The sequence below is a fragment of the Psychroserpens citreus genome, from assembly GCF_055686305.1.
Window position 1 is genome coordinate 1645888 of sequence record NZ_CM145999.1, and the last position, 24043, is coordinate 1669930.

The following is a 24043-nucleotide window of genomic DNA, read 5'->3' on the forward strand; positions in this document are numbered from 1 at the left end:
ATTTTATGACTAGTCACTTATTAACAAAATGTTATATTTTTGCACGATGCATCCACAAAAAACATATACTGTCGATGAAGCGCAAAAAAAGCTAGAACGCTATTGTGTCTATCAGGAACGTTGTCATAAAGAAATCACTCAAAAATTACATGATATGAGGATGATTCCTGAAGCTCGAGATCAAATAATAGTACATTTATTACAACATAATTTTTTGAATGAAGAGCGTTATGCTAAAGCTTTTGTTAGAGGAAAATTCAGGATTAAAAAATGGGGTAAGCAACGTTTGCAAATAGAATTGAAACGAAAAGACATCAACAAAACTATAATTAACCTTGCTTTAAAAGAAATTGATGATAACGACTACTATGATACATTTCATGCACTTGCAGAAAAGAAATGTGCCATAATCCAAGAATCAAATCTTCAGAAGAAAAGAAAAAAACTCGCCAATTATTTGTTCTATAGAGGATGGGAAAGTCAATTAGTGTATGATAAAATACGGGAGTTGATTCCATAAAAAAAGCATCCTTAAAATATTAGGATGCTTTTTTTATACTATTGTGAGCTATTATAAATTGAAAGAAGCTCCAATATTTACCGCAAACTGATTGTGGATATAATATCCAATGTCAGTTTTGTCGTTACTGTATTTTGCTAGTGGAAATGTTGCCTCTGTAAATATTCCAAAACCATCAGAAAAAAAGTAGCGTGCTCCCATATGGCCACCAAAGTTTTTTAAACTTATACTTAAGCCAGGATAAAGATCAAAGTTTTCATCAATATTTAAGACATTTCCTAGGTTCGCATTAAAACGAGCTTTTAAGTCAAAACGGTCTCCGAAATCAGCATCTAAACGATCGTCAATTCCTAATGCGTATGCCGATGATAAACCAATTGAAATGTTTTCACCTAATCCATAATCAAAACTCACATTAATTCCAGTTGCTTCGTCTTGTATGTTTGCACCAACTTGAAATTTTTGGTCTCCTTTTCCTTCAAATGCTTGTCCGTTTATTAATGAAACAGAGATAAGCGCCATAATTAAAAATAAATTTTTCATAATTTTCATCTTAAAATTTGAGTGTGCAAATATATTATAAGTTTTTAATACTGAAGGGTTTTTGCTAAAAAGTCTTATGAGTTCTATTAATCGCTTGTTCGTTTTTCCAATCAATCCATTTTTGACCTTTAATACGACGCATTATGTTGTCGAAATGACGCATAATTAAAACATTGTATAAAGCTTTACCTAAATTTTTAGGATGCCTCGCTATGGCACGTAAACTCATTGAAAAACCAGGGGTTAGATATTTCATATAATGCCAATAACCCTCAGGCATATATAAAATTTCGCCATGATGTAGCTCGCATTGCCAGCCTTTGGCATTTTTTAGTGCTGGCCATTGTTCGAAATCAGGATTAGAAAAATCGATATCCTCACGTGTTATGAGTGAGTGCGGAATTTTATACAGATAGTCATTTTGTTTTTGATCAAATAAGATACAAAGCTTTTTTCCCTCAAAATGAAAATGGAAGATATTAGCTAAATCAATATCATAATGCATGAAGGTATGCGAATTAGTGCCACCAAAAAATAGCATTGGGAGGCTCTTCATGAGTTTTAATCCAAAATCAGGATACCTAAAGTCCTGTTGTAATTGCGGAATTTCTTTTAAAATATTCCAAAGAAATATGCGGTATTTGGTAGGCTTACTTTTTAGCAAATCTACATATTCGCTCATTTTCATTTTGGCATGAGGCTCATTAAAACCGTCTTTATAATCTACAGGTCGATCATCATAAAGAGGTACAGTTTTTTCACCAGCAATAGCTTTCATGTAGTCTAAGGACCATTTTTGATAAGCAGGCCAATCTTCAATAAAACGTTCTATAACCACAGGTCGTTGTGGTTTAAAGTAGTTAGCGATAAATTCCTCTTTAGTGATCGTCTTCACACGAGGAATGTCTTGAAGATTTAATGATGACATCTAAAAAATTTAGTGTTCAAAGTTAAGAAAACGCTACAAATCGGAAATAATTGTTTGTTAAAATTGAAAATCAGATTAGTTGTCTTTTTTAATCTTGTATTTATCAGAGTTTGAAACAATAAGTATATAAGGTAGCCCAATAACTAAAACAACCCCTAATGTGTAAGGTTCAATTTTCGGAAATTCGAACCATTTAGCAATAAGGTAACCGAGAATCATTATTAAAGCCATGCTAAACATGGCATTTCTGAAAATAGTAGCAATTCCTTCGATATCATATTTGCTTTGTTCATCTTTAGACAGAGTATTGTAACCAGCAATAAGAAAGTACATCTTACCATATTTTATGGCGATGCCCAAAACAATAAAAATTACAGCTACGACAAGAAGCATTTTATTTGAGTGCTTTAGCTTTATGTTTCGCCTCTTCGTTACGTTCAATTGTATGCTCTGGCCTAGACCATTTTGGCTTTTCGCCTTTAGATTCAAACTGAGAGTCTTTTGCTTCAACCGTTTGTGGTTGCATCTTTTTAATGAATGGTTTTTGAGGGTTTAAGCCCAAAAGTTTAAACATTTCCATGTCTTCATTTACATCAGGATTGGGAGTAGTTAATAGTTTATCTCCAGCAAAAATTGAATTAGCACCAGCAAAGAAACACATGGCTTGACCCTCTCTTGTCATTTCGGTTCGTCCTGCACTTAAACGTACTTGAGTTTCTGGCATTACGATTCTTGTTGTTGCCACCATACGAACCATATCCCAAATAGATACTGGCTTTTGGTCTTCTAATGGTGTGCCTTCAACAGCAACTAAAGCATTAATTGGAACTGATTCTGGTTGTGGGTTGAGTGTTGATAAGGCTACAAGCATGCCTGCTCTGTCTTCTGTTTTTTCTCCCATACCAATAATGCCGCCAGAGCATACAGTGACATTTGTTTTACGAACATTATCAATGGTCTCTAAACGGTCTTCATAACCACGAGTAGAAATTACTTCTTTATAATAGTCTTCTGAAGAGTCTAAGTTGTGATTATAGGCATATAAACCAGCTTCCGCCAAACGTTGCGCTTGGTTCTCAGTTATCATACCTAAGGTACAGCACACCTCCATATCCAATTTATTGATGGTCCGAACCATTTCTAAAACTTGATCAAACTCTTCGCCATCTTTAACATTTCGCCAAGCTGCTCCCATACATACACGAGAGCTTCCTGAAGATTTAGCACGTAAAGCTTGGGCTTTGACCTGTTGAACCGACATTAAATCATTACCTTCAATATCTGTGTGATATCTTGCCGCTTGTGGACAATAGCCACAGTCTTCTGGGCAACCACCAGTTTTGATTGATAATAAGGTAGATACCTGAACAGTATTTGGATCGTGATGCTTGCGATGTATTGTAGCAGCATCAAACAGTAAATCCATTAAAGGTTTGTTATAAATCTCTAAAATTTGTTCTTTGGTCCAATTATGTCTAGTTTCACTCATGAGATGTCATATCTTTATAAATTCAAAAATACCTATTTTATGTTCATAAAATTATCAAAAAGAGCATAAAATTTTTCGGGCTCTTCTAGGTAAGGATTATGAGCGCTTTCTTCAAACATTTCAAATTGTGCTTGAGGCATAAATGTTTTATACTGTATTGCAAATTCTGGTGTAGAGACGCCATCATAACGGCCAGCAATCACTAGTGTTTTAGCTTTAATATCTTTTAGTTGTTGCCTAAAGTCTTGATGAATCATACTTCCAGACACATCAAAATCACCATCTACTCCTATGATGGTTGTATACACGTCTCCTGCCCAATTTCGGTGTTTGGTTTTAGGAGATTTAGAACTCAATTTGGTGTTGTGATAATAAATATATTTTGTTGGAAAATCTCCATAAACAGTTTTAAGTGGCTCTTGACTAGAAACATATCCTAATGCCCTTAAAGAATCTACTACTTTCCATCGTTCAGGAAAATGAGTTTTAGCATAGTGGTTATAACTATCGCAATTGGCTTGCCACATGGCTCCAGAATGAAACCCATTAATTAGAACCATGTTTTTAACCTTGTCTTTGTATTTGATAGCATAGGCTTGCGCAGGAACAGTCCCATAAGAGTGACCAACTAAAGATATTTTGTCAAGCTTTAGAAGTTTTCGCAGTTTTTCAATCATTTCAACATCAGCTTCAACACTATATTCTGAAACTTCCTTTGCATCATCACTTTTGCCACGACCTAACCAATCGAAAAACACAACCGTATTTGTTTTATAATAATGCCCAAAAGCACCTTGCATGTAATCATGTGAGTTTCCTGGTCCACCTGGTAAAAAGAAAATAGGATCACCTTGTCCTAATACTTCAACATTGATTTGATACCCATCGATGTTATAAAATTTCGATTCGAATTTGTCAAAAATGTTTGGGTCGGTTTGTGCTTGAACAGAAAGTGCTGAGACCAAGCATAGAATATATGTAATAAAACCTAATTTCATAGCATATGTTTTATGGTAAATATAACTATTTGGAGAGTAAAATTGAAACCGCATTACCGCCAAAACCAACAGCATTTACTAGAATGTTTTTAATCGCTTTTGGCTTGGAACTTTCAATATAAGGAACTGGAATAAAAGTATTGTTTTGAAGCATTAGAATAGCCATTTCAATACTTAATAGCCCAGAAGCTCCTAGGCTATGACCAATTTTCCATTTATTGGTAGTTAAGGACGGTATATTGCTTTTAAACACTTTTTGAATGGCATTCATTTCGGCTTGGTCGCCTTTTAAAGTTCCAGGGGTGTGAGTCACAATGATATCAATAGCTTTAGGGCTAATATTAGACATTGCCATTGTCATTGCCTTCTGAAAACAAATTGCATCGGTTGATAAAGATGCATTGTGTTCAAGAATTTCAGTAGCATACCCAAATCCTATGATTTTCGCTAAAGCGTTTTTAGTGGTTCCAGATTCTAAACAAGCCATTGCGGCACCTTCACCCAAAATCATGGTGTTTTCAGTTTTGTTGAGGTTTAAAGCTTGATTTGGATATTTTGAATCATTATTACTAGCATAAATTTTTAAGGCTTGCATTTGAGCTATAGTGAATGATGTTAGTGGGGCTTCACTACCGCCAACTAAAAATTTATTGCACATACCAGAATTGATCCATGCGATACCATTCAGCATAGCATGCAATGCTGTTGAGCAGGTAATAGAGTGTGAGATTTCTGGCCCATTGGTATGTAAATCGTGAGCTACCCAAGACGAAATATTTCCTAAAGTGGTGGTTGGTGATGTTAAAGCGTTAGTTTTATTGTTGCTAAGAAATGCTTTATGATAAGTTTCAAACAATGCAGTAGCACCACGAGAAGACCCAATATTAATACCGAAGTTATCTGTTGCGTTCCAATTGGCATTTTTTATAGCTTGTCTTGAAGCATACATAGCATACAATACCGAGTTATCTAAAGCTTTGTATTTTGAGGTTGAGCGCCTTAGTTGTTCTATGTCTTTTTTAATTTCGGAAGGGATTTTGGCCACCCAAACACCATTCTTATTCGTTAGACAATGAGATGACATATTATAATTATACCAAATTACATTAGGTGTAGATCCTAATGGAGATATAGAGGCTATCGCTGTTATGGAAATGGGTTTGTTCATATTTATTTGTCATGCTAAATTAAATTCAGCATCTCATAATATTTTGATGTGATTCTGAAATAATTTCAGAGTGACCAATTTTAAGCAAAAATAGGATATTGTACATTGATGGATACAAAAATGTAACTGTTTAAGTAACATTTTTTGATTTTAATGCACTTATCACATATAACTATTATATTATGGAAAGCGTACGTCAAAAAGGTTGGTTTAGTAGAAACTGGTTATGGGTATTACCTGTAGGTGGATGTTTAGGTGTTATTTTATTATTTGTTTTTGGTATTGGAGCAGCAATTTTTGGTGTTTCAAAAATAATTAAAGAGTCAGCGCCTTACGAATATGCGTTGAATGAAGCTTCAAATAATATTGAAGTTCAGCGTGCTTTAGGTGAAATGATAGAAACTGATGGGCTTTTCGAAGGAAATCTAACAATTAATAATAGTAGTGGTGTTGCTGATATAAAAATCCCAATTAAGGGTAATAAAGGTGAAGGTAAGATTGTTGTTTTTGCTCAAAAATATAGTGATGATTGGACATACGAAAAACTGTATGTTATCATAAAAGATACGCAAGAGGAAATTAATCTTTTAGATAAAAGTATGGAAGGTAATTAGGGATTATATAATTTCTAAAGCCTCTTCAATAACTTGATACACTTTTTGAAGCTGTTTATTTGTAATAACAAATGGAGCTAAGACATAAATTGTATTTCCCAATGGTCTTAAACACACACCATTTTTCATAAAATAATTGAATAGTGTATCACGTAAATTTCCGTAGCGTTCCATTTTGATTTTGAGGTCGATCGCAAGAATGATGCCTGTTTGTCTTATGGATTCCACTTTTGGATGACTTTTAATATGCTCACCAAATGTGTGATGAGAATTCATAACCCTTTCGATGTTGTTTTGCATCTCATCAGATTTCAATAATTTGATACCTGCTAAAGCTGCAGTACAGGCCAACGGATTTGCTGAGTATGTATGTCCGTGAAATAAACCTTTGCTCATATCGTCGTCATAAAAGGCATTATAAACCTTTTGAGTGCAGCTAGTAATGGCCATTGGTAACAACCCTGCGGTTAAGGATTTACTTAGACATATAATATCTGGCTTTGTCATAAGATGATCTGACGCAAAGTATGTTCCGGTTTTTCCAAAACCAGTCATAACTTCATCTGCTACAGTTATAATGCTGTTAGCCTTGCAGAATTTCAGAATTAAATCTAAACCTTCAGCACTGTGCATTTTCATTGCAGCAGCACCTTGTACTAGTGGTTCATAAACAAAGCCTGCAACTTGATGTTGTGAAACAATGTGTTTTAATTTATTTAAAATCGCATCATGATTTTGTCCATTAGGCGTAGGAATACGTTTTACGTCAATGAAGAACTCTTCAAATGGACCATTATAAACAGATAATCCAGAAACACTCATAGCTCCAAAGGTGTCGCCGTGAAAACCATCTTCAAATGCAATGAGAACATTGCGTTGGTCTCCGTTGTTAAAATGATATTGTAACGCCATTTTAATCCCAATTTCTACACTGGTAGAACCATTATCGCTAAAAAATATTTTGTTTTGGTTTTCTGGAAGGATTTCTATTAAGGCTTCTGATAACTTTACAGCAGGTTCATGGGTAAATCCAGAAAATACAACTTGATCTAGAACTTTCATTTGATTAGAAACCTGCTCAATGATGTACGGATTGCAATGGCCATACATACAGGTATACCAAGAGGCTATTGCATCAATATAAGTATTGTCATCTTCATCAGTTAAAATACAACCATTTGCCTTTGTAACGGCAATCGTGTTTGGATGCGTTTTATGTTGTGTTAACGGATGCCAAAGATGTTTTTTGTCGCGCTCCTTTAAATTCATAATTGTGTTTTAAATTCTTCGGCGTAAGCTTTGACTACGTTTTGGTCAAAATTCGGTTCTTCATTAATTCGACCAATAATGTTTGCATTTGTCATCTCTGATATAATAGCTTCAGTTGTTTTGTGCTCATTTCCGCTGAAAATAACAGAGACATCAAACCCTTTCTCTTGTAATAAATTAATGGTTAACAATGAATGATTTATGCTACCTAAATAATGCCTAGAGACCACAATGACTTTATAATTAGGTTTGATAAGATCTAATATGGTATTGTTATGATTTATAGGAACAAGTAAACCTCCAGCACCTTCTATCACTAAATGATTTTTGGTGTTCGGTTTTTTAATATGTTTTATATCTATAGTAATTTTATCAATATCTGCTGCGGCATGCGGACTCATTGGAGTTTGTAATGCATAACTGTTACTGTGAAACACAGACTGTTTGTTAGATACAAGGGTTTGAACTTTTTTAGTATCACAATGGTCTAAATCTCCAGCTTGGATGGGTTTCCAATAATCTGCTTCTAGAGCTTCAGTTATGATAGCTGATGCAATAGTTTTACCTACATCAGTTCCGATTCCAGTGACAAAATAAGTACTCATTTAAAAATTGTTTTACACGTGTTGCAAATGTATTTTGTTTGCTCAAAAAAAGGAAATAGCATGTAAAATATATTCTTGCGTTCTAAAGGAGCAATTAAAATATGTTCAGATTGGCACGTCGGACAAGATATTGGGTTGCCGTTGTCGTCTGTTTCGTATTGTCTAATATCGTTATATATCTTTGCAGCTTTTTCAAAATCGGCATCAGGAACAAGAAGTTTAACACCTCCAATGGCCTGACTTATTAAAGGGTCTGAGTCTATTGTTTTTTCATCTAAAAGTATTACCGAAATACCTTCAGCTTCGAGTTTTGACTTTGTGATTTGAGCTTCAGTAGAATATGGGAATGTTGCAATAATCTTGTGATGATCAATCATTGGAGTTTGAGTTAATTTCAAACAAAAGTAGCAAGTAACTTTAAGACTTTACTTATTTCTTCAGAAGAATTATAACTATGCAAACAAAAACGCAATCGTTCTTTACCTTTTGGGATTGTAGGAGAAAGTATGGCTTTAACATCAAACCCGTGTTGTTGTATTGAGTTTGCGATTTGTTTTACATTATCATTACCTGAAACGATACAGGATTGAATAGCAGAGTCACTTTTAATAAACAGGTTTTGAAGATTCAATCGTTCTATTTCCGCTTTGAACCAAGTTATATTTTGTTGAAGTTTACTTAAAGCAGAGTCATTGATGCTGCTTTGAATGGTAAGTTCGTTATAAATCATTTTTATTGTGGCTAAGGTGTGAGGGGGTAATGCCGTTGTAAAAATAAAAGGTCGAGAAAAATTGATAAGATAATCTCTTAATGCTTTATCACATAAAATAGCTGCTCCATGAGTTCCTAATGCTTTTCCGAAAGTAATGATTCTGGCAAAAATGGCATCTTCAAGTTGTAACTCATTGATTAATCCAGCTCCATTTTTCCCACAAACACCAATACCATGTGCTTGGTCAATAATAAGACGCGCTTTATGGTTTTGACATAATTGAACTAGAGCTTTTAAATCTGGGGAGTCACCATCCATAGAAAATACAGATTCAGTAACGATATAGATTTCGGTATCTTTCAGACTTCGACTGCGCTCAGTCTGACATTTCTGGCCTAAATCTATTATATTATTATGATTAAACTTATAAGATTTTGCATTGCTCATGGCTATACCATCTCGAATGGAAGCATGGCAGTACTCATCATATAGAATAATATCATTACGTTGAGGAACACAAGAGAAAAATCCCAAGTTTGCGGTATAACCAGAATTGAAAATTAGGGTGGATTCAGCATTGTGAAATGTGCTAATGAGTTGCTCAACAAGAAGGTACAGCTTATGGTTGCCAGATAAGAGCCTAGAACCCGTAGCTCCATTTTTTAAAATATTATGGTTAATCAAATACTCATGCACTTGATTAAATATCGCTTTGTTTGAAGAGAATCCTAAATAATCATTAGATGAGAAATCAACAAGACCTTTAGCTTCCCCTAGTTGTCTAAATGCGTTCTCTTGTTGTCGCTTATCTAACTTATTTTGAAGTTTTTTTGGAAGCATCTTTAATCTATATAAACAATTTCTCCCTTGTCTCTAAGAATGTCCTTATCGACCCATTTATAATCTCCTTTTTTGGTAGCATCTAAAAGATCAATTAATAAAGCATCTGCAATATGAGAGGCTACTTCAAAAGCGTCTTTAACACGCTTAGTCTTATAAACAGTTATTTTTTTATTTCTTTCATAAAAGATATTAAGAACAATAATAGGAAAACTGTTAGTTGTTTCTGCAGAAAGAGCTCTTACTGTAATGTCTTCTGTTGTATTAAATACCGAAATATACTCAGGGTTTTGTAATGGTTGCCAAGCCCCAAAATTGACACCAAAAAATGAAATAATTTTCCGATAGGTTTTTGATTCTAAGTTGATTTCAGATCCTTCAGTTTTCAGCATCATAAACCCAAAAAGTAGAGGAACAAGAGCAAAATAAACTAAGTTAACTATGCCTAAAATACCAACTAGTATTGCAGCGAAACCTAAAACAATTTTCCAAAAAGGGACTTTTCTGATATATATGATTGTTGCATCCATAAGCACAAATATAAATAATGAAATGTTGATTTAGAGCAATTTTTCAACACAATAAAATTATCTTTTTTAAATAAATAATTATTGTTTTTCAATAATTATTGTATATTTGTTATCGTTAAACAATAATTTTATGAAAAATAACACAACGATTTTAACGATCATTACTTGGGGAGTTTTATTATCGGCTATTTCAATATTGCTTAATGACCTTAGGGAGTTTGACTTTAATCAGTTTAAAGAATTTCAAAACTGGGTGAAATCTCCAGATAAAAACGAATCTTGGTTTACATCTAAAAATGCAATACAGTGGAGTTATTATGCTATTAGCGCAGGTTTATTTTTTTGGAGAGGCTATTTGATTTATGGATTTTCACATTTCTTATCAATGTTGAAAGAGATTGAGAAGGGCAATTACTTTAGTGATAAGAACATTACATACTTTAAAAAGATTGGGAATATTTTTATTCAATATACCATTAGTGTTTTATTATTAAGATTTTTATTAGCAACAATTGGGAGGTCTACATTTGATTTCTTTGATGAACTTAAAGCAGAATTCACATTTTTGATTCCTGCGGGATTAGCATTTTATATTCTTGCCGAAATCTTTAAACGAGGAAAAATTGCTGAAGAAGACAACGAATTAACCATATAGTTATGCCAATAGTAGTTAATTTAGATGTGATGCTTGCGAAGCGAAAAATGAAAAGTAAAGATTTAGCAGAAATTATTGGTATTACGACTGCAAACTTATCGATCTTAAAATCTGGAAAAGCTAAAGCTATAAGGTTTTCTACTTTAGAAGCTATATGCAAAGCATTAGATTGTCAGCCTGCTGATATATTGGAATATGTAGAGTTATAGTTTTGCTATTATCAATGAATAAATTCAAACATTTGTTGTATATTAGCACATATGTTTGCATTAGTTGATTGTAATAATTTTTATGCATCTTGTGAGCGTGTTTTTAACCCTAATTTACAAGGACAACCTGTTGCTGTCCTTAGTAATAATGACGGTTGCGTGATTTCACGTAGCGATGAAGCAAAAGCATTGGGGTTGCCAATGGGAGCACCAATTTTTAAATGGGAAAATTTTTGTAAGGCGAATAAGATTCATGTATTGTCATCTAACTATCCGCTTTATGGTGATATGAGTAATCGCGTTATGTCTATTTTAAGACAATTTACTCCAGATGTTGAAGAGTATAGTATAGATGAAGCCTTTCTTGAGTTTAGAGGTTTTGAATATTGTAATTTCAATGACTATGGAAATGAGATGCGACAGCGTATTTTGAAGTGGACGGGTATTCCTGTCTGTGTTGGAATAGCGCCAACAAAAGCCTTGTCTAAAGTCGCTAATAAAGTAGCACGTAAGTTTCCTAAAGAAACGAAGGGTGTCTACGTTATAGGTTCTGAAGAGAAACGAATAAAAGCACTTAAATGGATTAAAATTGGTGATGTATGGGGAATTGGTCGTGGGTTGCAAAAACGATTAAAATCTAAAGGTTGTAAAACGGCCTATGATTTTACACAGTTATCAGATGATTGGGTTCGAAAAACGTTTTCGATTACCGAATGGAAATTGAAGAAAGACTTAGAGGGTAAGTCGAAAATTTTGTTAGACGAACCTAAAAATAAACGTGCAATTGCGACAACGCGAAGTTTTGAATACACCTATTCAGACATAGACAATATTAAAGAGCGTATCTCTACTTTTGCTACTAGTTGTGCTGAGAAGCTAAGGAAACAAGGCTCGAGTTGTCATATGGTTCTTGTATTATTAAGTAGTGATAGACATAAAAAAGATGTAGAACAGCATCGGGCAAGTAAAAGTATAAGTTTACCTTATCCAACAAATTCATCTTTAATTATAAGTAACTGTGCAGTTCATGCAGTAATGTCTATTTTTAAAGCAGGAATAAAATATAAACGTGCAGGAGTCATTGTTACAGGATTGGTGCCAACAGATAATCATCAATTGCACCTATTTGATGCCGAAAACCCGAAACATCAACCTTTGATGCAATCGATAGATCGTATTAATGAAAAATATAAAGGATATAAAATTAAATTAGGTAATCAAGACTTAAAGCGTACTTGGAAAATGCGCCAAGAACGATTATCGCCTAGGTATACCACAAATATGAACGACATTATTGTTGTGAAATAATCGATATAGAATGAAGTTGTAAAAAAGATATAGATGTCAGACTGAGTGCAGTCAAAGTTGGTAAAAAAAGATATCTTTATTTATTGAAAAAACGCTTCGACTGCACTCAGCGTGACATGAAATTTAAATTAAGAGTTATGAGAACAAAAACATTAGGAGGAAGTCTAACGTTCTTTACACCAGAAACTATTGATGGTGCGGCAGCACAATTTTTTGATGCAGGAATTTCAGCAGGTTTTCCATCACCAGCAGATGATTTTAAAGAACAACGTTTATCATTAGATGAAGAGCTCGTAAAAAATAAAGAAGCTACATTTTATGCGCGTGTTAGTGGGCAATCTATGATTGGAGCAGGTCTAGAGGATAACGATTTGCTTGTTATTGATCGTAGCCTTGAACCCTCAAATAATAAAATAGCAGTTTGTTTTTTGGATGGTGAATTTACTGTAAAACGTTTACGTGTTTCAGATGGAGAGATGTGGTTACAGCCAGAAAACCCAAACTATCCTATAATAAAAATTTCAGAAGAAAACACCTTTTTAATTTGGGGTATTGTTACTAATGTGATTAAGAAGGTTTAATTTAAAAGTGTTTAAAAACAAAAACGCCAAACATTAAGTGTTTGGCGTTTTTATTTATAAAAGTATGTGGTCTTAATCAGCTAAGACAATCACTTTATTATCTTTCATTTCAATTGTTCCAGAGTTGATTTCTAAAGTTAGTACTTTGTCATCATCATTATGTGGTACTAATGACGCATGTAAATCATCAAAGACTAAATGAGATTGCGTATGCGTATGAACTTTAACAGTCCCAGCGGCTAATAAAGACACGATTGGAGCGTGGTTGTTCAACAGTTGAAATTCGCCTGTGACACCTGGTACAACAACAGAATCTACTTCGCTGCTAAATAAGGTTGCTTCTGGTGATACAATTTCTAGATACATAGTTTATTGCTTTATACTTTATGCTGTTTACGCTTCTGCAAGCATTTTTTCTCCAGCTTCAATAGCTTCTTCGATAGTTCCTTTAAGGTTAAACGCAGCTTCTGGTAAGTGATCTAATTCACCATCCATGATCATGTTAAATCCTTTAATAGTTTCTTTAATATCAACTAATACACCAGGAATACCTGTAAATTGCTCGGCTACGTGGAATGGTTGAGAAAGGAAACGTTGTACACGTCTTGCTCTACCTACCGCCATTTTATCTTCTTCAGATAATTCTTCCATACCTAAGATGGCAATAATATCTTGTAATTCTTTATAGCGTTGTAATAACTCTTTTACTCTTTGTGCACAATCATAGTGATCATCACCTAAAATATCAGCTGTTAAAATTCTTGATGTAGAATCTAATGGATCTACCGCAGGATAAATACCAAGCTCAGCAATCTTACGTGATAATACAGTAGTTGCATCTAAGTGAGCAAAGGTAGTTGCTGGAGCAGGATCGGTTAAATCATCTGCAGGTACGTAAACCGCTTGTACAGATGTAATAGATCCTTTCTTAGTAGATGTAATACGCTCTTGCATCGCACCCATTTCTGTTGCTAATGTTGGTTGGTAACCTACTGCAGAAGGCATACGACCAAGTAATGCAGATACCTCAGATCCAGCTTGTGTAAAACGGAAGATATTATCTACGAAGAAAAGAACGTCTTTTCCTTGCCCATCACCAGCTCCGTCACGGAAATATTCTGCTATAGTTAATCCTGAAAGTGCCACACGAGCACGAGCTCCAGGAGGTTCATTCATTTGTCCGAATACGAAAGTTGCTTTAGAATCTTTCATGGCAGCTTTATCTACTTTAGATAAATCCCATCCACCTTCTTCCATAGAGTGCATAAAGTCATCACCATACTTGATAATTCCAGATTCTAACATTTCACGAAGTAAATCATTACCCTCACGAGTACGTTCACCTACACCAGCAAATACTGAAAGTCCACCGTGTCCTTTTGCAATGTTATTAATCAATTCCTGAATCAATACTGTTTTACCTACACCAGCACCACCAAATAAACCAATTTTACCACCTTTTGCATAAGGCTCAATAAGGTCAATAACTTTAATACCAGTAAATAAAACTTCAGTAGATGTTGATAAATCTTCAAATTTTGGTGCTTGTCTGTGAATTGGTAATCCACTATCACCAGATTTTGGTAAATCTCCAATACCATCAATGGCATCTCCAATTACGTTAAAAAGACGTCCGTAGATATCTCCACCAATAGGCATTTGAATAGGAGCACCAGTTGCAATAACTTCTGTTCCTCTACTTAAACCATCTGATGAATCCATCGCAATTGTACGTACAGTATCTTCACCAATGTGAGATTGTACTTCAAGTACTAAAATAGAGCCATCGGCTTTTTTAATTTCTAAAGAATCATAGATTTTTGGAAGTTCAGAACCAGCTCCGAATTCAACATCGATAACTGGACCTACTATTTGTGCAACTTTACCTGTAACTTTTGACATTACTTATGTATTTAATGTTTAGATATTTCAATTGAAAAAACACTCGTTTTTCGCGCTGCAAAGATATATCTTTTAATTTAAAACTAAAGCAATTTTTAAGGCTTTTTTACGCATAAAAAAACACCTCCTTTTTTACTTAAAAAAAGAAGGTGTTTTGAAGCTGATAGGTTTGAATTTAATCTAGATAAACACCTGTGTAATCTACAGGGTTTATAGTAGGTAAATTAGAACCGTATTTTGTGTTTATAATGTCTATCATCTGGTTAACAACAACGGCGTTTCCTCTTGGAGATGGGTGAATCCCATCGAGAGAAAATGTTCCTCCAGTGACATAATCTGCTGTCATGAATGCACTTCCAGCTTGAAAACCAGAAGAAGCAACGACGTTAAAAAATGCATTAACATCGAATAAGGCAATATCAAATTGTGTTGCTAAATTTTCTATAGTTTGATTAAATGCAATAGTAGCATCTTGAATTTCGGTTAATTCGGTTGGAATAACCACCCATTTATCTTCTAATGGCAATGAGATTCCTTCAACTGAAAATTGATCTGCTAAGGCTTCAGGTAAACCAGCACCTTGTAAAAAGGTAGATTGATCTTCGTTTACAGTTCCAATAACTGATGAACTTGGTAATACGATTAAATCATTCGCATTTGCTTGTCTTGCTTGTCCGTAAACTGAACCTAATAAGTTAGCAACGATTGGAGCTGCTGCAGCTGGTAATCCAAATGATTCTACAAAAGCAGGAAAGGTCGGACTTGCATTTAAAACTCCAGCAATTTGAAGAGATAAATCTGCTAAGCTTTCATCTTTAATCACAACTGCACTAGCAGCGGTTTGAGAAAAGACAATTTGACGTTCAGTTGCATTAGGAACACCTTGACTCTCTAAAAATGCAAATACTTGATTTAATTGTCCGAAAATCCCATTCAACGTTGGAATTTGAGGCCCAAAATTTGGATCTAATGGGCTTAGAGGAGCAAAAGGAACGGTGTTAAAATAAGCAGCATCCGTTACATTTGGAATATTTGAAATGATACCTTTTGCATTGTTAGCAGTTAGTGATGCCACTAAAGCTGTCATAGCACCATCAAATGTTGCTTGATCGGTAATTGGATTTGAACCATCTCCTCCAGATGTTGCATAACCTAGAACATCATTGTTTCCTATCCATAATGAAAAGAAAGTTGGATTTTGTGCCAATGCATCTTCTAACATTGAAGCATTAGGCGATGATGCCATTCTAATAAAATAAGGGTTAGCCGCAGCAGGGAAGTTAGCAATATTTCCATACCCAGGAGCTAGTAAATGAAAGCTCTTAGCACCAGGTACCCCCATATTGTTATATGGTCCTGGATTTGGACTAGCAAAATCGGTAGATGACATTCCACCAACAGAGATAGGTGCTTGATTTGCTGCATCAAAGATTAATCTTGGAGGAAATACATTATCTCCAGTTATAGGGTTTAATACTGGACTTCCTCCAAGTAATAAACCACCAACATCATCATTCATTAGAGGTTGTGTAAATGTACCTCCACCTGCAAGAGCAAATCGTTGTGCTAATAAGTTTGGAAAAGATACTTTTTGTCCTTTCATAAATAGAGCACCATCTGAAAATCCTGCAGTTAATGAATTTCCAATAGCGACAAATGTTGAAAAATCTGCTGAACCACTTGTAAAAACTGGATCTGAACCGTCTACAGTTTGTGTGTCGTCCACTTCTGGGTCGGCAAGCGTGTCGTCATCACTCTCACATGCCGTAAATCCTATTAAAAGGATGGCTAAAAGCCATATTTTATATAATTTCATAGTTGTTTTTTTTATTGATTTATAGTCCATGATACAAAGTATTGTGCTCCTACTGCACCAGAACCTGGCGCACTAACGTAATCGTGAGATAAAATATTTGCTCCACCTACTTTAAACGTTGATTTTATTGAAGGAACAGTTAAATTCACTTGAGCATCGATAATGTTTCTTGCTGGAAGAATTCCATCTGCAAATGTAGATTGCCATAAATAAGTGTCATTCCATCTCCAGTTGATATTGAAACCAAAGTTTTTCAATAAATCAGATTTACCGAAAGAGGCTTTTACTTTGTGTTCAGGTGTGTTAAAGTTTGTTTCGAAATCTGGATCTTGAGATTCATCAAAATCTAATTTAGCATAAGTATAATTTAAACCAACGTTGAATCCATGTATCTTAGTTTCAATACCAATAGATGCTCCATAAGAGCTAATTTCAGCATTAGAGTTAGTGTATGTTTGGTAGGCTTGAACATCTCCATTTTGCAATGCCAATAATGATAATGTGTTATCTCCAACCTCTCCATAAAGCGGTGTTAATACCGTTCTGTTAGAGATGAAATCTTCATAGGAGTTGTAGTAACCACTTAGATCAATAATAAACTTATCAATTTTACCTCTATAACCTACTTCATAAGCGGTTACTTTTTCCGGCTTCACTAATTCAACATCTGCAGATTGTGGAGCGCCAGCTTGAACAGAAGCTAAACTAAAGGCATTAGAATAAGCATCTCCACCATTTAATTGTACTGTACTTGCACCACCTGTAAAGGCTTGTCCAGCAGTACTAATTAGTGAACTTGTTGCGGTATAGCGATCTAAGTTATCAGGAGCAGACCCAACTAGAATAGCACGACCAGAATTTAAACCGATAAATAAATCTTGGGTTGTAGGGTTTCTGAAACCTGTTTGGAACGATCCACGGATGTTGTGTTTTTCGTCTTCGTCAGCTGTATAGTTAAATGACACTCTTGGTGATACAAAACCATCAAAAAACTCAGATTTATCATATCTAATTGATCCAGTAAGTTTTAATCTATCATCCATTAATTTTTTCTGAATTTGAGTATAAGCCCCAAATTCGTTGTAATCAATTGGGCCATCATTATCTGTATAAATCGTTCCGCCTGAATTTAATGAATACTGCCTCCAAGATCCACCAACCATAATTTCTGCAAAGTCAATTAAGTGACTGAAATTATAGTTTACATCTCCGTGATAAATTTTAGAATTATCAACAAATTTTGCTCCAGTGCTCAAATCACCATCAGCTGTAATTCTATCAAGTGTTTGGTTAAATTCTGCTGTGCCTGGTAATAAACGCCCTGTATCTGCTGCTTCTCTTGCAAATTGATGTGCAGCACTTAATTGTGCTTGAGTTGGATTTGCAAAGATTCCTTGGCCAGCTAGATTTCCAATAAATGCACCTGCATAGTCTGTGAACCACTGTGTATCTCCTTTCCAAGCTCTATTTACATTAATAGCTGCAAATCGAGTATCGTAAGAGTTACCTGCTTTTTCAGCAGTTGTATAAATTCTTGCAAAGAAGTTATCATTTCTTACTTCTAATTTATGTTGTTGCATAAAGAAATCTTGGATAGAATATCTATTTGCTCCTTGATAAATGGTATTACCTCTACCAATCTTTGAATTTAGAACGATTTCAAAATCGTTAGCCCAAGGTCTGAAATGTAAAGCGAAATCTGCTTTTAAACTTTCTGCATCATAATTCATTAGGTCTCTTTCTTCATAACCTGTTCTGCTAATTGTAGATGAACCATAATCTGTTGCAACAGGAATAGGAAGCGCACCTGCAGCTATTTCGTCAAAGTTTAACGTTGTAGACACTTCATCTCCGTAAATATTTAAACCATCATAAGATGGGTCTAATCGAGTTTGACCAGGATTTTCAAAATCTCTATAATCTGTAGCAAACCATTCTGTACCATTTAAGAAAGATACTGATGCTTTTGCTGCAAATTTATCAGAGAAGGCTTTTGCAACTCTAATTCCAGCGTCAACAAAATTATTATCTCCTGCATTATCGCTTGATGTAATTCCGGTTTTTGCATAAAAACTTACACCTTCATGGTCAAAGGGGTTTTTACTAGTCATAAACATAATACCATTGAAGGCATTAGCTCCATACAAAGCAGAGGAAGCTCCTGGTAATAATTCAATTGTATTGACATCTAGTTCAGACATCCCTAATAAATTTCCTAATGCGAAATTTAAAGCAGGAGAGGAGTTGTCCATTCCATCAACAAGTTGCATGAATCTGTTGTTTGCAAAAGTTGCAAAACCTCTAGTGTTTACAGACTTAAATGTTAAACTGTTAGTGTTTAGGTCTACACCTTTTAAATTTTCTATACCATCAAAAAATGATGGAGCAGATGTATTTTTAATGTCTTTTAGTCCAAAACGTTCAACCGTTACAGGTGATTCAAAAATTCGTTCAGGAGTTCGAGATGCAGAAATAACTACCTCGTCTAGTGAGGTTCCTTCTATCATAGTAATATCTATGGTTTGAGGGTTAGTAGTAACATCCGCATTTACGGTTTCAAAACCAACACTACTTACTTGAATTGTAAAAGGAGGGTCCTGATTGACTACTAATGTATAGTTTCCGTCGTAATCGGTGATTGCACCTGTTGTTGTTCCAACGACAATAATGTTGGCACCAGGTAGAGGGATACCATTATTATCGATAACTTTACCTTTCACTGTTGTTTGAGCAAAAGTAAATGCACAACAAAACAGCATCATAATCTTGAAAATTGTCTTCATTTTAGGGAATTAGTTAAATTTAGTAAAGCAATATAAATAATTTAATGATACTGAAATGAAAAAAATGAAAAAAATTATGCATGCATAATAGTTTTTAACAGAAAAAGTGGGGTTAAATTATAGTTTTGCTCAAAAAATAAAGCTGAAAATGAGATTAATACATTTTCAGCTTTATTTATGTGGTATTTAAAGTCTCGTTATTCTACTGTAACGGCCTTAGCCAAGTTACGAGGTTGATCTACATTTTTACCTAACATTAAGGCGATATGATAAGATAACAGTTGAAGTGGAATTGTCGTCAATAATGGAGTTAATGACTCAATTGTTTCAGGAACTTCAATCACATGATCTGCAAGAGCTTTAACTTGTTTATCACCTTCAGTAACAATTCCAATGATTTTTCCTTTACGGGATTTTATTTCTTGAATATTGCTGACTACTTTTTCGTAATGTCCTTTTTTTGTAGCAATTACAACAATAGGCATATTTTCATCTATCAAAGCGATTGGTCCATGTTTCATTTCGGCTGCAGGATACCCTTCAGCATGGATGTATGAAATCTCTTTTAATTTTAATGCACCTTCCAATGCTACAGGGAAATTGTAACCTCTTCCTAGATATAAGAAGTTATGGACGTCTTTATAAATTGCTGCAATTGATTTCACATAATCATCAGACTCAAGTGCTTTTTTAACTTTTTCTGGAATTAATTCCAATTCAATTAAGTGGTGTCTGTAGTCTGAGCTAGAGATGGTACCTTTTGCTCTTGCTAAACGCAAGGCGATCAATGTTAATACTGTAATTTGAGTAGTAAATGCTTTAGTTGAGGCAACACCAATTTCCGGGCCAGCATGTGTATAAGCACCTGCATGAGTTTCTCTAGCAATCGATGATCCAACAACATTACATACGCCAAATACAAATGCACCTTTAGATTTTGCTAATTTAATAGCAGCAAGTGTGTCTGCAGTTTCACCAGATTGTGAAATAGCAATAACAATATCTTTTTCAGTAATGACAGGGTTTCTGTATCTAAATTCTGAAGCATATTCTACTTCTACAGGAATTCGCGCAAGATCTTCAAAAATGTATTCAGAAACCAATCCAGCGTGCCATGAGGTTCCACAAGCAACAACAATTATTCTATCGGCGTTGAGGAATTTTTTCATATTATCTTCCACACCAGCCATTTTGATAATTGCTTCGTTGGTGAGTAATCGGCCTCTAAATGTGTCTAAAATAGCACTTGGTTGCTCGTAAATTTCTTTTAACATGAAATGGTCATAACCACCTTTCTCAATTTGCTCTAAGTTTAATTTTAAAGCTTGAACATATGGGTCTACTAAAGAGTCATCTTTAATTTTTCTAATCTTTACACCTTTATGACGTCTTACAACTGCCATTTCTTCATCTTCAAGATAAATAGCATTCTTGGTATACTCAATAAAGGGTGATGCATCACTAGCAATGAAAAATTCATCCTCACCAATTCCAATGGCTAAAGGGCTTCCAAGGCGAGCAACAACAATTTCGTTAGGTTTATTTTTATCAAAAACGGCAATGGCATAAGCTCCAACAACTTGATTTAAAGCAATTTGCACAGCTTTACCTAGTTTGGTTTTTTCGTTTTTCTTGACATCTTCAATAAGATTAACTAAAACTTCCGTATCTGTATCAGATTTAAAAGTATAGCCACGTTTTATAAGTTCTTTCTTAAGAGACTCATAGTTTTCGATGATTCCATTATGAATAATAACTAAATCTCCAGAATTTGAATAATGAGGATGCGAGTTCACATCATTTGGAACCCCATGAGTGGCCCAGCGTGTGTGTCCAATCCCTAAGGACCCTGATGTTGAGATTTCATTTTCAAGTCGCATTTCTAAATCTGCAACTTTACCTTTGGTTTTAGATAATTTTATATCAGTACCGTCATATAATGCTATTCCAGCACTATCATATCCTCTATATTCTAATCGTTTAAGTCCTTTGAGAATGATTGGGTAAGCTTCTCTATGGCCAATGTAGCCAACAATTCCACACATATATTAGTTGTTTGGTTCAGTAAAAAATATTTCCAAATATAACTTTTTTTCCTCGTTGGCTGTATTATTGCCAATTAAGATGGTTCCTCTTGGAGTAATAATAGAACTCACTGGTATACGTTCATTTATATCTGTAGGATTTAGTACGTCATATTGTAATGTGGTGTTTTCAAGATTTATATTTCCTGAAACGGATAATCCCAGTGTAACGTTAGTAGAATCTCGTAATAGTAAGTTATTGATATGTTCTGTTATTCTAAGTTTATATTTTATTCCGTTGCCATCAACTTCATCACCTTCACGTTGTAAACGTCCTAAATGATTGGATCTTGAAAATTGAGGAAAGGCTGTGTTAGCAACATCTAAATTATAATCTGGAAGCGGTAAGTTGTTTTCTGTATCATATAAATAAATACGCTCTGGTTCTCCGCCGTTAACCATATCTTGGTCGACATAAACTACAAGGTTTGCTTCATTAACTAACCTTTTACTACTTACAAAATTACCCTCTTCATCAGTTACAACAAATTCGTTTTTAAACGTTTCAAAAATATTATCTGATGAGTTATCATCGTCAAGGTCCTCACCATTAAACAATTTAATTTCTGCAACAGATCCTTGTCCTCCTTTTAAGAATAAACTTCCATCTCCTGTGGTTTGATTTCCTTCTGGGATAGTAAAATCATTAGATAAGAAATTAACACGATTACCAGTGAAATCCAGCACATAAGTAGCACTAATTCTATCTTCTTCACCAAGGTCATTATCTTTGGTGTAGAATAACGTAATGTTGGCTCCAGATGCAGCTAAGTTTAGAAGTGTCATGTTTCCTGAGACACCAATTGGTTCTACTTTTAAGTAAATACCTCTAAAGTAATCTCTAAAATTATTAAGGTTACTTAATTCTGGCTCATCTTGCATTGCGATTATTTTATTAAACCAATATCCAATACCTAAGTTTAAGCGTAACGAAGGGGCTAATAACCCTGTAAGTTCCTCATCCTCATTGGTTAATCGAATTTGTTCATTACTAGGAACAAATTCATTTAAGTCGATATCACCATTATTTACTGGAATCTCAATAGCTTCTAATAATGCAGAATTTATATTGTCTAAACCAGTAGACATATCCGAATAGTATAATTGTGGATCATTAATGTCATCTTCGCTATCTGGGTTAATATCTCTTAAGAAATACGTGCTTTCAAATAAAGATAATTTAATAGGAGCACTACCAAATACCGAATCCAATTCGTAAAGTGTTTCACCATCTTCTGTTACTTCAGTAGGTGTGCTAAAATAAGGAATCGTTAATACAACAGAATCTAATACAACATTATCGCCAAAATCTGGATTAAGCGTGCTAGAGGATATTTGTGAGACAATACTAGCTGTGGTCACTCCGTAATTAGGGTCGTTGTAAACTCCTAACATGTTGATAGGAAGATTGTTGGTTTGTACTGGGTCTAGAACATTAGTGTAGGCAATAACTTCAAAATCTTGAGAATTGGTGTCAAAATGACTAGCATTATCATTGTTAATGATATCTGAATCAATATCTGCAAAGTCTTTATCACAAGCAATAAAGCTGCTGATAATTAGAGTTAATGCTGCCAGATTTCTAAGGGCAATGTGTCTTTTTTTCATAAATGTATTTACTAATCTAAAACTTTAGTATTGTAAAATTCAGTGTAATGGTCTGCAAAATCTTCTAATGGGAAATAGTCTAAAACGGGTTTGTTAGAAGCGCCTAAATACTCATTAAGCTCATTAGGCAAAACTTCTGAGCCTTTGATTAAGGCATCAGAATTGTCTATAGCAATTTTCATGAGGTTATTATAGGTTGGTTGTTCCAGAATCTTAATCTTGCTTTCCTCTATATTGTCAAATTTTACTTTATTAATCATATTAGTATCTAACGTACCATCGAAACTTTGATTGTATACAGAGGTAACAATTTTACTTTCGGTAAATAATGGTTCGTTTTTATAAAACTCTTTTAGGTATAGAGGTAGTAATGATGCTAGCCATCCGTTAACATGAATAATATCTGGAGACCAGTTTAATTTTTTTACAGTTTCAATAACACCTTTTGCAAAGAAAATAGCACGCTCATCATTGTCATCAAATAATTTTCCATCTTCATCGGTAAGTGTTGCTTTTCTTTTAAAGTATTCTTCATTATCAATAAAGTATACTTGGATTCTTTCTTTAGGAATTGAAGCAACCTTTATAATTAAAGGCATGTCTAAGTCGTTAATTACTAGGTTGATACCTGATAGTCTGATAACTTCATGAAGTTGGTGTCGTCTTTCGTTGATATTTCCATAACGTGGCATAAATATTCGTATTTGCCCTCCTTGTTTGTTTACCATTTTTGGAGCTTCAAATGACATTGAAGAAATCTCAGTTTCTGGTAAATATGGTACAACCTCAGATGACACATACAATATTCTCTTATCTTTCATAAATCTGTCGTTTTTGGAATTAAAAATAAAAAACATGCAAAATTACAAAAATTTATGCAG

At 34.3% G+C, this 24043-nt stretch carries 24 protein-coding genes; 6 read left to right on the plus strand and 18 right to left on the minus strand.

Annotated features, from left to right (window positions below; all coding sequences use genetic code 11):
• The first annotated feature begins 46 nt into the window (after positions 1 to 46).
• Entirely contained in the window at positions 47 to 520 is a 474-nt protein-coding gene (locus tag ACTU6T_RS07345; protein ID WP_460220591.1) for a regulatory protein RecX, read from the plus strand.
• Between the two features lie 51 nt (positions 521 to 571).
• Here the strand turns inward: ACTU6T_RS07345 and ACTU6T_RS07350 are convergent, their stop codons facing one another.
• From ACTU6T_RS07350 to ACTU6T_RS07375, 6 genes are all read right to left on the minus strand, one after another.
• Complete coding sequence (locus ACTU6T_RS07350; protein WP_460220592.1) at positions 572 to 1063, minus strand: DUF6646 family protein; 492 nt, start codon at positions 1061 to 1063, stop codon at positions 572 to 574.
• A 64-nt stretch (positions 1064 to 1127) separates the two neighbouring features.
• Positions 1128 to 1991, minus strand: coding sequence for a cupin-like domain-containing protein (locus tag ACTU6T_RS07355; RefSeq protein ID WP_460220593.1), 864 nt, complete (start codon positions 1989 to 1991; stop codon positions 1128 to 1130).
• Positions 1992 to 2066: 75 nt separating this feature from the next.
• Positions 2067 to 2384, minus strand: a complete 318-nt coding sequence (locus tag ACTU6T_RS07360; RefSeq protein WP_460220594.1) for a DUF3784 domain-containing protein — start codon at positions 2382 to 2384, stop codon at positions 2067 to 2069.
• A 1-nt stretch (position 2385) separates the two neighbouring features.
• Positions 2386 to 3480 carry a biotin synthase BioB gene (gene bioB, locus ACTU6T_RS07365; protein ID WP_460220595.1) on the minus strand — a complete coding sequence of 365 codons (1095 nt, stop codon included), beginning with the start codon at positions 3478 to 3480 and terminating at the stop codon, positions 2386 to 2388.
• Between the two features lie 32 nt (positions 3481 to 3512).
• Positions 3513 to 4478, minus strand: coding sequence for an alpha/beta fold hydrolase (locus tag ACTU6T_RS07370; protein ID WP_460220596.1), 966 nt, complete (start codon positions 4476 to 4478; stop codon positions 3513 to 3515).
• A gap of 25 nt (positions 4479 to 4503) precedes the next feature.
• Positions 4504 to 5646, minus strand: coding sequence for a beta-ketoacyl synthase N-terminal-like domain-containing protein (locus ACTU6T_RS07375; RefSeq protein ID WP_460220597.1), 1143 nt, complete (start codon positions 5644 to 5646; stop codon positions 4504 to 4506).
• 182 nt (positions 5647 to 5828) lie between these two features.
• Between ACTU6T_RS07375 and ACTU6T_RS07380 the strand changes: the two genes are divergently transcribed.
• A complete protein-coding gene (locus ACTU6T_RS07380; protein WP_460220598.1) occupies positions 5829 to 6260 on the plus strand; it encodes a cytochrome c oxidase assembly factor Coa1 family protein in 432 nt (143 codons plus the stop codon).
• A gap of 3 nt (positions 6261 to 6263) precedes the next feature.
• Here the strand turns inward: ACTU6T_RS07380 and bioA are convergent, their stop codons facing one another.
• The 5 genes from bioA to ACTU6T_RS07405 are packed head-to-tail and all read right to left on the minus strand — an operon-like array spanning position 6264 to position 10216.
• Positions 6264 to 7529, minus strand: a complete 1266-nt coding sequence (gene bioA / locus ACTU6T_RS07385) for an adenosylmethionine--8-amino-7-oxononanoate transaminase (RefSeq protein ID WP_460220599.1) — start codon at positions 7527 to 7529, stop codon at positions 6264 to 6266.
• Positions 7526 to 8134 carry a dethiobiotin synthase gene (gene bioD / locus ACTU6T_RS07390; protein ID WP_460220600.1) on the minus strand — a complete coding sequence of 203 codons (609 nt, stop codon included), beginning with the start codon at positions 8132 to 8134 and terminating at the stop codon, positions 7526 to 7528. The genes bioA and bioD overlap by 4 nt, the downstream gene beginning before the upstream one ends.
• Positions 8131 to 8511 (minus strand): putative signal transducing protein, encoded by a 381-nt coding sequence (locus tag ACTU6T_RS07395; protein ID WP_460220601.1) that lies wholly within the window; start codon positions 8509 to 8511, stop codon positions 8131 to 8133. The genes bioD and ACTU6T_RS07395 overlap by 4 nt, the downstream gene beginning before the upstream one ends.
• 17 nt (positions 8512 to 8528) lie before the next feature.
• Positions 8529 to 9686, minus strand: coding sequence for an aminotransferase class I/II-fold pyridoxal phosphate-dependent enzyme (locus ACTU6T_RS07400; protein ID WP_460220602.1), 1158 nt, complete (start codon positions 9684 to 9686; stop codon positions 8529 to 8531).
• A gap of 2 nt (positions 9687 to 9688) precedes the next feature.
• Positions 9689 to 10216 (minus strand): hypothetical protein, encoded by a 528-nt coding sequence (locus ACTU6T_RS07405; RefSeq protein ID WP_460220603.1) that lies wholly within the window; start codon positions 10214 to 10216, stop codon positions 9689 to 9691.
• Positions 10217 to 10346: 130 nt separating this feature from the next.
• Between ACTU6T_RS07405 and ACTU6T_RS07410 the strand changes: the two genes are divergently transcribed.
• The 4 genes from ACTU6T_RS07410 (at position 10347) to ACTU6T_RS07425 (ending at position 12969) form a co-directional block, all read left to right on the plus strand.
• On the plus strand, positions 10347 to 10871 hold the full coding sequence (locus tag ACTU6T_RS07410; RefSeq protein ID WP_460220604.1) for a DUF2975 domain-containing protein: 525 nt from the start codon (positions 10347 to 10349) through the stop codon (positions 10869 to 10871).
• Positions 10872 to 10873: 2 nt separating this feature from the next.
• Positions 10874 to 11080: a helix-turn-helix domain-containing protein gene (locus ACTU6T_RS07415; protein ID WP_460220605.1), complete on the plus strand. Its 207-nt coding sequence runs from the start codon at positions 10874 to 10876 to the stop codon at positions 11078 to 11080.
• A 51-nt stretch (positions 11081 to 11131) separates the two neighbouring features.
• Positions 11132 to 12388 carry a Y-family DNA polymerase gene (locus ACTU6T_RS07420; RefSeq protein WP_460220606.1) on the plus strand — a complete coding sequence of 419 codons (1257 nt, stop codon included), beginning with the start codon at positions 11132 to 11134 and terminating at the stop codon, positions 12386 to 12388.
• A gap of 137 nt (positions 12389 to 12525) precedes the next feature.
• Positions 12526 to 12969 carry a LexA family protein gene (locus ACTU6T_RS07425; protein ID WP_460220607.1) on the plus strand — a complete coding sequence of 148 codons (444 nt, stop codon included), beginning with the start codon at positions 12526 to 12528 and terminating at the stop codon, positions 12967 to 12969.
• Between the two features lie 72 nt (positions 12970 to 13041).
• On the opposite strand, the gene ACTU6T_RS07430 is transcribed toward ACTU6T_RS07425, so the two are convergent.
• The 7 genes from ACTU6T_RS07430 to ACTU6T_RS07460 all read right to left on the minus strand — a co-directional run bounded on the left by ACTU6T_RS07430 (position 13042) and on the right by ACTU6T_RS07460 (position 23983).
• Positions 13042 to 13335 carry a F0F1 ATP synthase subunit delta/epsilon gene (locus tag ACTU6T_RS07430; protein WP_460220608.1) on the minus strand — a complete coding sequence of 98 codons (294 nt, stop codon included), beginning with the start codon at positions 13333 to 13335 and terminating at the stop codon, positions 13042 to 13044.
• A gap of 27 nt (positions 13336 to 13362) precedes the next feature.
• Entirely contained in the window at positions 13363 to 14871 is a 1509-nt protein-coding gene (gene atpD / locus ACTU6T_RS07435; RefSeq protein ID WP_460220609.1) for a F0F1 ATP synthase subunit beta, read from the minus strand.
• Positions 14872 to 15046: 175 nt separating this feature from the next.
• Positions 15047 to 16687: a G-D-S-L family lipolytic protein gene (locus ACTU6T_RS07440; RefSeq protein WP_460220610.1), complete on the minus strand. Its 1641-nt coding sequence runs from the start codon at positions 16685 to 16687 to the stop codon at positions 15047 to 15049.
• Positions 16688 to 16698: 11 nt separating this feature from the next.
• Positions 16699 to 19470 (minus strand): TonB-dependent receptor, encoded by a 2772-nt coding sequence (locus ACTU6T_RS07445; RefSeq protein WP_460220611.1) that lies wholly within the window; start codon positions 19468 to 19470, stop codon positions 16699 to 16701.
• A 197-nt stretch (positions 19471 to 19667) separates the two neighbouring features.
• The gene (gene glmS, locus ACTU6T_RS07450) at positions 19668 to 21515 is read right to left on the minus strand and encodes a glutamine--fructose-6-phosphate transaminase (isomerizing) (protein ID WP_460220612.1); all 1848 of its coding nucleotides are present in this window, start codon (positions 21513 to 21515) and stop codon (positions 19668 to 19670) included.
• 3 nt (positions 21516 to 21518) lie between these two features.
• The gene (locus ACTU6T_RS07455; protein ID WP_460220613.1) at positions 21519 to 23162 is read right to left on the minus strand and encodes a DUF4270 domain-containing protein; all 1644 of its coding nucleotides are present in this window, start codon (positions 23160 to 23162) and stop codon (positions 21519 to 21521) included.
• An 11-nt stretch (positions 23163 to 23173) separates the two neighbouring features.
• Entirely contained in the window at positions 23174 to 23983 is an 810-nt protein-coding gene (locus tag ACTU6T_RS07460; protein ID WP_460220614.1) for a glycogen/starch synthase, read from the minus strand.
• Positions 23984 to 24043: the final 60 nt, after the last annotated feature.

Excerpts from the sequence above, each read along its gene's own strand:
- ACTU6T_RS07345 (WP_460220591.1), top strand. The coding sequence starts at position 47 with ATGCATCCACAAAAAACATATACTGTCGATGAAGCGCAAAAAAAGCTA.
- ACTU6T_RS07350 (WP_460220592.1), bottom strand. The coding sequence starts at position 1,063 with ATGAAAAATTTATTTTTAATTATGGCGCTTATCTCTGTTTCATTAATA.
- ACTU6T_RS07355 (WP_460220593.1), bottom strand. The coding sequence starts at position 1,991 with ATGTCATCATTAAATCTTCAAGACATTCCTCGTGTGAAGACGATCACT.
- ACTU6T_RS07360 (WP_460220594.1), bottom strand. The coding sequence starts at position 2,384 with ATGCTTCTTGTCGTAGCTGTAATTTTTATTGTTTTGGGCATCGCCATA.
- bioB (WP_460220595.1), bottom strand. The coding sequence starts at position 3,480 with ATGAGTGAAACTAGACATAATTGGACCAAAGAACAAATTTTAGAGATT.
- ACTU6T_RS07370 (WP_460220596.1), bottom strand. The coding sequence starts at position 4,478 with ATGAAATTAGGTTTTATTACATATATTCTATGCTTGGTCTCAGCACTT.
- ACTU6T_RS07375 (WP_460220597.1), bottom strand. The coding sequence starts at position 5,646 with ATGAACAAACCCATTTCCATAACAGCGATAGCCTCTATATCTCCATTA.
- ACTU6T_RS07380 (WP_460220598.1), top strand. The coding sequence starts at position 5,829 with ATGGAAAGCGTACGTCAAAAAGGTTGGTTTAGTAGAAACTGGTTATGG.
- bioA (WP_460220599.1), bottom strand. The coding sequence starts at position 7,529 with ATGAATTTAAAGGAGCGCGACAAAAAACATCTTTGGCATCCGTTAACA.
- bioD (WP_460220600.1), bottom strand. The coding sequence starts at position 8,134 with ATGAGTACTTATTTTGTCACTGGAATCGGAACTGATGTAGGTAAAACT.
- ACTU6T_RS07395 (WP_460220601.1), bottom strand. The coding sequence starts at position 8,511 with ATGATTGATCATCACAAGATTATTGCAACATTCCCATATTCTACTGAA.
- ACTU6T_RS07400 (WP_460220602.1), bottom strand. The coding sequence starts at position 9,686 with ATGCTTCCAAAAAAACTTCAAAATAAGTTAGATAAGCGACAACAAGAG.
- ACTU6T_RS07405 (WP_460220603.1), bottom strand. The coding sequence starts at position 10,216 with ATGGATGCAACAATCATATATATCAGAAAAGTCCCTTTTTGGAAAATT.
- ACTU6T_RS07410 (WP_460220604.1), top strand. The coding sequence starts at position 10,347 with ATGAAAAATAACACAACGATTTTAACGATCATTACTTGGGGAGTTTTA.
- ACTU6T_RS07415 (WP_460220605.1), top strand. The coding sequence starts at position 10,874 with ATGCCAATAGTAGTTAATTTAGATGTGATGCTTGCGAAGCGAAAAATG.
- ACTU6T_RS07420 (WP_460220606.1), top strand. The coding sequence starts at position 11,132 with ATGTTTGCATTAGTTGATTGTAATAATTTTTATGCATCTTGTGAGCGT.
- ACTU6T_RS07425 (WP_460220607.1), top strand. The coding sequence starts at position 12,526 with ATGAGAACAAAAACATTAGGAGGAAGTCTAACGTTCTTTACACCAGAA.
- ACTU6T_RS07430 (WP_460220608.1), bottom strand. The coding sequence starts at position 13,335 with ATGTATCTAGAAATTGTATCACCAGAAGCAACCTTATTTAGCAGCGAA.
- atpD (WP_460220609.1), bottom strand. The coding sequence starts at position 14,871 with ATGTCAAAAGTTACAGGTAAAGTTGCACAAATAGTAGGTCCAGTTATC.
- ACTU6T_RS07440 (WP_460220610.1), bottom strand. The coding sequence starts at position 16,687 with ATGAAATTATATAAAATATGGCTTTTAGCCATCCTTTTAATAGGATTT.
- ACTU6T_RS07445 (WP_460220611.1), bottom strand. The coding sequence starts at position 19,470 with ATGAAGACAATTTTCAAGATTATGATGCTGTTTTGTTGTGCATTTACT.
- glmS (WP_460220612.1), bottom strand. The coding sequence starts at position 21,515 with ATGTGTGGAATTGTTGGCTACATTGGCCATAGAGAAGCTTACCCAATC.
- ACTU6T_RS07455 (WP_460220613.1), bottom strand. The coding sequence starts at position 23,162 with ATGAAAAAAAGACACATTGCCCTTAGAAATCTGGCAGCATTAACTCTA.
- ACTU6T_RS07460 (WP_460220614.1), bottom strand. The coding sequence starts at position 23,983 with ATGAAAGATAAGAGAATATTGTATGTGTCATCTGAGGTTGTACCATAT.